At 69.5% G+C, this 7768-nt stretch carries 9 protein-coding genes; 4 read left to right on the forward strand and 5 right to left on the reverse strand.

What is annotated here, in order from left to right:
* Positions 1–369: zinc ribbon domain-containing protein (locus tag ACZ67T_RS45870; protein ID WP_469992969.1), on the forward strand; the 369-nt coding region annotated here is incomplete at its 5' end.
* A 98-nt stretch (positions 370–467) separates the two neighbouring features.
* Here the strand turns inward: ACZ67T_RS45870 and ACZ67T_RS45875 are convergent.
* From ACZ67T_RS45875 to ACZ67T_RS45885, 3 genes are read right to left on the reverse strand one after another with little or no spacing between them, the layout of a single operon-like run.
* Complete coding sequence (locus ACZ67T_RS45875; protein WP_469992971.1) at positions 468–2063, reverse strand: GMC family oxidoreductase N-terminal domain-containing protein; 1596 nt, start codon at positions 2061–2063, stop codon at positions 468–470.
* Positions 2060–2779 (reverse strand): DUF5987 family protein, encoded by a 720-nt coding sequence (locus ACZ67T_RS45880; protein ID WP_469992973.1) that lies wholly within the window; start codon positions 2777–2779, stop codon positions 2060–2062. The genes ACZ67T_RS45875 and ACZ67T_RS45880 overlap by 4 nt, the downstream gene beginning before the upstream one ends.
* A complete protein-coding gene (locus ACZ67T_RS45885; RefSeq protein ID WP_469992975.1) occupies positions 2776–3375 on the reverse strand; it encodes a hypothetical protein in 600 nt (199 codons plus the stop codon). Before ACZ67T_RS45885 ends, ACZ67T_RS45880 begins: the two co-directional genes overlap by 4 nt.
* A gap of 289 nt (positions 3376–3664) precedes the next feature.
* Here ACZ67T_RS45885 and ACZ67T_RS45890 point away from each other — a divergent pair, with 289 nt between their 5' ends.
* Positions 3665–4204 carry a DEAD/DEAH box helicase family protein gene (locus ACZ67T_RS45890; protein WP_469992976.1) on the forward strand — a complete coding sequence of 180 codons (540 nt, stop codon included), beginning with the start codon at positions 3665–3667 and terminating at the stop codon, positions 4202–4204.
* Between the two features lie 6 nt (positions 4205–4210).
* Here the strand turns inward: ACZ67T_RS45890 and ACZ67T_RS45895 are convergent, their stop codons facing one another.
* Both ACZ67T_RS45895 and ACZ67T_RS45900 read right to left on the reverse strand, forming a co-directional pair.
* Entirely contained in the window at positions 4211–4864 is a 654-nt protein-coding gene (locus ACZ67T_RS45895) for a GNAT family N-acetyltransferase (protein WP_469992977.1), read from the reverse strand.
* Between the two features lie 312 nt (positions 4865–5176).
* Positions 5177–6019, reverse strand: a complete 843-nt coding sequence (locus ACZ67T_RS45900) for an SDR family NAD(P)-dependent oxidoreductase (protein WP_469992979.1) — start codon at positions 6017–6019, stop codon at positions 5177–5179.
* 162 nt (positions 6020–6181) lie between these two features.
* On the opposite strand from ACZ67T_RS45900, the gene ACZ67T_RS45905 reads away from it, so the two are divergent.
* The gene (locus ACZ67T_RS45905) at positions 6182–6856 is read left to right on the forward strand and encodes a TetR/AcrR family transcriptional regulator (protein ID WP_469992981.1); all 675 of its coding nucleotides are present in this window, start codon (positions 6182–6184) and stop codon (positions 6854–6856) included.
* 57 nt (positions 6857–6913) lie between these two features.
* Positions 6914–7588 carry an NAD-dependent epimerase/dehydratase family protein gene (locus ACZ67T_RS45910; RefSeq protein WP_469992983.1) on the forward strand — a complete coding sequence of 225 codons (675 nt, stop codon included), beginning with the start codon at positions 6914–6916 and terminating at the stop codon, positions 7586–7588.
* Positions 7589–7768 lie beyond the last annotated feature (180 nt).

Genomic DNA, 7768 nt, shown 5'->3' on the forward strand with positions numbered 1-7768 from the left:
GCCCGGCAGCGTCAGGACACCGCCCGCAAGTGGGCCAAGAAGGTCGTCCGTGACCATGACGCCCTGGCCGTGGAGGACTTCCGGCCGAAGTTCCTTGCGAAGTCCACCATGGCGAAGAAGGCCGCTGACGCGGCGATCGGCGCGACCAGGACTGCCCTGGTCGAGATGGGCCGTAAGCACGGCCGGTGGGTGCATCTGGTGCATCCGGCGCACACCACGATGGACTGCGCAGACTGCGGAGCGAGAACCAAGCACGCGCTGCCTCTCTCAGAACGAACGTATACGTGCACCATGTGCGGGGTGTCCCGGCCTCGGGACAAAAACTCAGCCCGTGTGATGCTCGTCCGGGCTGGTCTCTGTCCCGGCTAGTGCTGACCGTGTAAGACCTGTATCCCTGCCGGGGAGCAGGCCACGTGAGCTAGGAATCCCCTCTGCTTCAGCTGGGGGAGGTTTCAAGAGGGTTCCTTTCACCGGGGCGTGGGAGCCCCGTACCGTGCGCGCACGCCTGCCTCGGCGGTGCTCTCCACGATGCCGGGACAGGCCCGTTCGGCCAGCGCCGCGATCGTCAGTGAGGGGTTGACACAGAGCGAGGTGGGCACCGCGGAGCCGTCGGTGACGAACAGGCCGGGATGACCTCGCAGTTCGCCGCGTTCGTCGAGCGCGGAGGTGGCGGGATCGTCACCCATCCGGCAGGAGGCGAGGGGGTGCGCGCTCACGGACCCGGCGGCGTTCTCGCTCCAGGGCCGGACCCGGGCAAGACCGTCGCGCTCCAGCACCGCGCGGGCCTCGGCATCCGCGCCGGCCCAGCCGCGCAGGGTGTTCGCTGTCGGCCGGTACGAGAGCGTGGACAGGCAGAGCGAGGTGGCCACGCGCGTCGAGCTTCCGGTGGGCGGCGGCGCACCGAAGACGCCCTCGTTGTCGTCCTCGGTCATGGCGAGCACGGACAGCCACGACGGCCAGCGTGCCCGCATCTCCTTCTTGCGGACGCCGAACCAGCTCGTCGCCGGCGTGTCGGTGGCCTGGGCCAGCAGATCGGTGATGCCGGGGAAGTAGATCTGCTGGAGCGAGAAACGGGTGAACTCCGCCTTTGACGCGTCGAGCCCGTCGTACGACATGGATCCGATGGGCTTCCCGATGGGGAAGCCCTGGTACGGGATGCCCGGAGTGCGCTCGAGGCCGAGCAGGTCGCGCACCTTGCCTTCGTCGACGTCGGCGATGGACACACGGTCGCCGTTGCCAGAGAAGTAGCGCCCGACGGCTCGGGGGACTCCACCGAGCACGGGAGCCGAGCGCTGCAGCAGGACAGGGGTGGCCAGTGCGCCCGCGGCAAGGACCACGGTCTTGGCCTCGATCGCCCCGACACCGACCGGCAGCCGGTAGTCACCGGCGTCGAGCTGCGTGTACGCAACGCGGTAGCGGTAACCGGGTGTGGTGGCAGGAGCGATCGTCTGCGCCTCGTGCAGCGGGCGGATCTCGGCGCCGTGCGCGGTCGCGGCGGGGAGGTAGTTCAGGAGCATGGAGCGCTTGGCGTCGAAGTGACAGCCGTTCAGCATCCAGTTGCAGTTGGTGCAGCGGGCCAGATCGACGGCGACGGGCACAGGGTTGCAGGTGCGGCCCGCACGAGCGCACGCCGCGGCGAACAGCCCGCCGGGGTAGGGGACTTGGTCCCAGCTCTGCTCGGCGACGGGCAGAGCCTCCTCGACCCGGTCGTACCATGGGTCGAGCGCCGCGCGTGTCAGGGCCGAAGGCCACAGACGGTGGCCCAGACTGCCGCGGCGATCGAAGACGAAGCCCGGAGCCCGGAGCGACGCGGCGAAGTAGACCACGCTGGACCCGCCGACGCAGTTCCCTGCGACGACGGTGATGCCGTCGCCCTGCACGAGGTCGACGATCCGGGTGTAGCTGCCCAGGCGCAGGTCATGGGTGAAATCGGGGGCGGTGAGGTGCGGTCCGCGTTCCAGGATCACCACCTTGGCGCCCCCCGCGGCCAGATGGTAGGCGGGAATGGCACCCCCGAAGCCGCTGCCGATGACCAGCACGTCGGTGCGTTCGGTGACGCTCATGCGGGGTGTCCTCCGGGGGTGGTGAGCGGGTGTTCGGAGGCGAGCCTTCTGCCGTACGAGTAGTCGGGGAAGCGCCACAGTCCGTCGGCGTCGGGGGATGGGAAGCCGATCCAGGCCAGGCCCGGGTGGCGTTGCCGGATGGCTTCGGTGGTGTGCAGGTGGGCCGCGGTGTCGAAGGCCGCGGCGGCGAAGAGCGCGAGCACCACGTACAGCTGCCGGTCCGGGGCGCCGGGCGTGAGCAACTCACCGGCGAGCGCCGTCCGGTCGGTGAAGCGGAGGGCGACGAAGGGAGGCTGAGTGGGCAGCAGGACCCGGCCGTGGGTGGCCGCATGAGCGAGGGCGCGGGTGTTGACGAGCAGCGCCAGTTCAGGCAGCAGCAGACCTATTCCGAGATCGGGAAGGTTGAGCAGTTCGATGGCCCCCGCCTGCACGGCGCCGGGACCGGGAGCTGCCCCCGCGATGGCCACGTCTGCGCTGTGCCGCTTCTCGCCCGGGACCATGGTGTCCGCGAACGCCTCCAGCGTGGCCGTCGTCGGGTCGGGCAGCGAGAGGGAAGCGGGCTGTGGCCCCGTCCGAGCCACCGGCATCCGGTCGGGGACAGAGCGCGCGGACGGCGCGGCGTCGGCGGTCAGCTCCCCGGCCCGCAGGGCGGCGACTGCGGCGGTCAGCCCGACAAGCAGCCGGCGCCGGGTGGGCCGTGCGGGCGGTTCGCTCAACACAGCCCGCTCACCGGCAGCTTCACTTGCACACCCGCGGCGTCGCTCACGAGCGCGTCGGCGAGCCGGGCGTCGTACGGCCGGACTGCTTTCGCGGCCTCCTCGGCCCGGGCGGGCTGCCCGGCGACGGTGATGTTGCGCACCCGCGCCGCGGCACTGCCCTCCGTCTTGTCGAACCAGTAGCTGCCGTCCCAGCCGACCAGTTCGGTTCCGCCCGGAGTGGCCTGCACACTCCAGTGGTCCAACTGCCAGTATCGGCAGGCGGGTACGGCGATCGCGAAGCGCGCCGGCTCAGCCAGCAGAAAGCGCGCCGCGCCGCCGTTGGTCACGGTGATGTCCCGCTTGGCGTACTCCACGCACAGCGGGTCGGTGCTGAACAGGGAGAGCGGCGGCGTCTCGCCCTCGCCGTAGCGGTGGAAGGTGCACGCGGACGCGTACGAGGGGTCGGTGTAGCCACCGACGCCGGGCTCTGCGGCGGAGGCCGAGGTGGCGGGGAGCAGCGCGGCGGCTGCCGCCACCACCGCGCCGAAGGCGGTGAGACGGATGCTTGTCGACAGGGCGCCGAGGGCGTTCGTCGTGTGGCGAAGTACGGGCACAGCAGGACCTTCTTCGTGTCCCAGCCCTGATGGGCGACGGTTACCGGCGGTCACATGCAGGCGTCATCTTGATCGCTGCGTGCCGTCGGCACAAGACATGGGACAGAGGTGATCCCGGTCGCTGGAGAGACAAGGGCGCCCGAGCGGACCCCCCTTGGAGGGCCGCGTCCCGGTCCGGACGGTCCCGATCACCGCCGATGTGCACGAGAACGCCGACATCGCGGAGTCGGCGGCATGGGAGGCCGATGGGCCTCGATGTCCTTCCCCGCTGGACAGTAGGATTTCGATCATGGAAGCAGAAAGCTCTCGAGGATCCCGTGCTCTCCTGATCAACGGCACCGTAGGCGTCGGAAAGACGTCGGTGGCTGAGAGCGTGGGTGGCCTTCTCGCCGATGCCGGAACACCCAATGCCGTCATCGACCTCGACCGGCTGCGTCAGGCCTGGCCGGCGCCTTCGGGGGACCGCTTCAACTTCGGCATGATGCTGCGGAACCTGCGCAGTGTGGCCGACAACTACCTCGCCGCCGGTGCGGCTCGGCTGGTCCTCGCCGGTGTGATCGAGGACTTGGAGCAACGACAACTGTGTGCCGACGCCGTCGGCATCGAGCTTTCGGTGTGCAGGCTCACCGTCGAATTGCCCGTCAATCACGCGCGCTTGATGCGGCGCCACGAGAACGAGCCCGAAGCATTGCGATGGCACCTGGACAGAGCCGGCGAACTGGCTGAGATCCTCGACCGGGCGGCAGTCGACGACTTCACCGTCGACGCCACCACGCGCTCGGTCGGCGATGTCGCAGCCAGCGTGATCGAGAGTGCCGGCTGGCGTTGAAGATCTCTAGGGGTGGTCGGATCTCCCCCTGCCTGCCTGCGTTCGAGGGCACGCCATCCGCTGTTCGAGCTTGGCCCGGCAGTCCGGCCACTCGGCCGCGGTGATCGAGAAGATCGCGGAATCACGGAGCAGACCCTCCTCGCCCGGTGCCCACGAGCGGGACCAGTTGCGCAGCACACCCTCGAAGTGTGCGCCCACCCCTGCGAGGGCCGCCCGGCAGCGGCTGTTGCGCGCGTCCGTCTTCAAGTCGAGGCGCGCCACCTTCCAGGTCTCGAACGCGTGCCGGAACAGCAGGTACTTGGCCTCGGTGTTCACCCCCGTGCCCTGAGCCGACGCCGCCAGCCAGGTGAATCCGACCTCGATCGCGCACAGACCGTCTCCTGCCGGCCACACCCGCGGATCCCAGTAGGCCGTGACTCCGACCGCTCGCCCCGATGCACGCTCCACCTGCGCGTACGGGGCCAACTTCCCGGCAGTGGAGCGCGCGAGCTGAGCATCGATGTAGCCCTCGGCCTCACGCGCCGTCGGCACCCACGTGTACCCGTACGCACTGCGGTCCTCCTCCGCCGCCGCGGCCAAGTCCGCCGCATGGCGGTGATTCAGCGGCTCGAGGCGCACGAGCGTCCCCTGTAGAAGAGGTGCCTCCAGCGTGAAACTCATAGGTCATCACTCCGGTCTCAGCAGAGCTCGTACGGTCAGACCGCAGGGTTCCAGAGCCGTGGCGCCATGTCCTGCGAGTTTCTTCACGGGTGAGGTACGCCCGGACAGGGCCTGGCAGTTGAGGGCATCAGCCCCACATGCCCACCCCGGCTGGGGAGTTGGTCCGTGCGCGGACACCTGGGCGTGCGTCGGATGTCGGATTCGGTGAGCCGATGCCCGACGGCTGTCGTCAAGACGGGCTTGTTGCGGCCCGCGTCCATCCGGTGCGGCGCACCGGCCCGCTCGCGGCGTTCCAGGGCGTTGAGGGTGTGGTCAGTCCCAGACGGACTCGGAGACCGAGCGCCAGTTCTCGTCGGAGTCGGCGAGGGCCTGGGCCGCGGCGCCGGCGTACTGGACGGCGTCGTTGCCGAGCAGGAGTCGAACCGGGGCGTCATCGCGTTCCGCGAGCTCCACGACGGTCCGGGCGACCTTGGCGGGGTCGGCGGAGTGGGCAGCGGCGGCCGCGGGGGTGATGTCAGGGTTGCGGATCATGTCGGCGAAGGCGCCGACGGTCTGCTGGTAGGGCTCGCTGACGGGCGGGATGGTCATGGAGGAACCGGCCCAGTCGGTGCGCATGCCGCCCGGCTCCAGCACGGTGACCTTGATGCCGAGCGGGGCGACCTCCTGTGCGAGGACGGTGGAGAAGCCGCCGACGGCCCACTTGGCGCTCTGGTACGCGGCGAGGCCGGGCGAGCCGAGCCGTCCGCCGAGGGACGACACCTGGAAGATGTGCCCGGCGCCCTGCTCGCGCAGGATCGGCAGGACCGCCTTGGTGACGTGGACGACGCCGTAGAAGTTGGTGTCGATCTGGGCGGCGAAGTCGTCGATCGTGACGTCCTCGACGGAGGCGATGTCGCCGTAGCCGGCGTTGTTGACGACCACGTCATAGCGGCCGAACGCCTTCAGGCCGTCCTGGACGGCGCGCTGTACGGCCTCGTTGTCGGTGACATCGAGGGCGACGGGGTGGATGCGCTCGCCGTAGTGGTCAACGAGATCGTCCAGTTGGGAAGGCTTGCGCGCGGTGGCGACCACCTGGTCGCCCGCGTCGAGGGCCGCAGTGACGATCGCGCGGCCCAGACCGCGGGAGCTTCCGGTGACGAACCAGACCTTGGACATGGGGATGCTCGCTTCTGTCGTGGTGGTAGGGGGTGCCGACGGCGGTGCCGGGGCTGCTCCGAGGCAGACCCGACATGTCAGACCGCCGGTCCGTTAGAATGTCTCCAACGTAAGGTACCGCCGGTCTGATGTCAAAAGACCGGGAGTCTGTAATATGAGGGCGTGAACACTTTTCAGCGTGCGCGCAGCGAGGAGCAGCGGGAGGTCCGGCGGCAGGCAATCCTGGACACCGCCGCCACCATGCTCGACGAGATGCCGGTGTCCGCGGTCAGCCTCAATGAGCTGAGCCGCCGCGTGGGGCTGGCCAAGTCCAACGTGCTGCGCTACTTCGAGTCCCGCGAGGCGGTCCTGCTGGAACTGCTGGACCACGAGTGGAAGAAGTGGACGGCCGACCTGCCCGACCGGCTGGCCGCGGGTATCGAGGCGGAAGCGGCTCCGGCTGAGCGCATCGAGGGGTTCGCCTCCGTGATCACCGCATCCCTCGCCGGGCGCCAGATGCTGTGCGACCTGCTCAGCGCGCAGGCCGGCGTGCTGGAACACAACGTGTCCCCGGACGTGGCAGCCCGCTACAAGAGGGCAGCCATCGAGAACGTCGACGTCTTCGCGGCCCTCGTCCGCGCGCACCTTCCCGAGCTGGGGGAGCGTGCCCGCCAGCTGGCCGCCGCCGCGGTCATGGTGATCGGCGCGGTCTGGACCCATGCACGACCCTCACAAGCCATGCTCACCGCTTACGAGGCAGACCCAGCCCTGGCCGTCCTGAAGATGGACTTCGCCACCTCCCTCCAGGAGATGCTGGCCACCCTCACGGCAGGCGCCCTCGCGCGCACCGCTTCCTGACCCCCGCATCGCCCCTTCCCCTCAGCTCATGCCCTCTCTCAGATCTCAGGAGTAGCTGTGCGCGTCATCGTCTTCGGAGCGTCCGGAATGGTCGGACACGGCGCGCTGCGCGCCTGTCTCCTCGATCACGAGGTCAGCGAAGTCCTCGCCGTCGTCCGCCGTCCGCTGCCCGTCACCCACCCGAAGCTCCGGCAGCTCGTGCACGCAGACTTCTCCGACTACACCGCGATCCAGGACGAGTTGAAGGACCTGGACGCCTGCTTCTACTGTCTCGGCGTCTCGGCGGTCGGCCGCAAGGAGGTCGAGTACACGCGCGTCACCTACGACTACGCACTCGCTGCGGCCCGCGCCCTGCACGTAGCCAACCCGTCGCCCGGCTTCAGCTTCGTCTACGTCTCCGGAGAGGGTACCGATCCCACCGGCAAGAGCCGCCAGATGTGGGCGCGGGTCAAGGGGCGCACGGAGACCGATCTGCTCGCTCTGCCCATGAAGGCCCGCATGTTCCGCCCCGGCTACATCCAGCCCGTGGACGGAGCCACGTCCCGCACGCCCCTCTACCGTGCCCTGTACCGCGTCACCGCTGGGTTGTATCCGCTCCTGCGGCGCGTCTTCCCCCGCCACATCACCACCACCGCGCAGGTGGGCCGCGCCATGCTGATCGTCGCCCGTGACGACGGGACGGGTCTCACCGTCCTGCGCAACCCTGACATCAACCGTCTCGAGACGGCTTGAACTGTCGGGATGTGTACCGGCCCGGCATTGGGCAGGCTGGTTGTGAGGGCCGGGAGGTTCGGTTCGTGTCGTGTCCGGCCCTTGGGCGGGTGTTGTCCCGGAGGGCGCCGGGCGGTCAGTGCGTCTTGCCCGGGGTGTAGCGGAGGATGACGCCGCGGCTGAAGTTGGCGTCGCCGCGGG

The sequence above is a fragment of the Streptomyces sp. NPDC107517 genome, from assembly GCF_055582645.1.

Excerpts from the sequence above, each read along its gene's own strand:
- ACZ67T_RS45875 (WP_469992971.1), bottom strand. The coding sequence starts at position 2,063 with ATGAGCGTCACCGAACGCACCGACGTGCTGGTCATCGGCAGCGGCTTC.
- ACZ67T_RS45890 (WP_469992976.1), top strand. The coding sequence starts at position 3,665 with ATGGAAGCAGAAAGCTCTCGAGGATCCCGTGCTCTCCTGATCAACGGC.
- ACZ67T_RS45895 (WP_469992977.1), bottom strand. The coding sequence starts at position 4,864 with ATGAGTTTCACGCTGGAGGCACCTCTTCTACAGGGGACGCTCGTGCGC.
- ACZ67T_RS45900 (WP_469992979.1), bottom strand. The coding sequence starts at position 6,019 with ATGTCCAAGGTCTGGTTCGTCACCGGAAGCTCCCGCGGTCTGGGCCGC.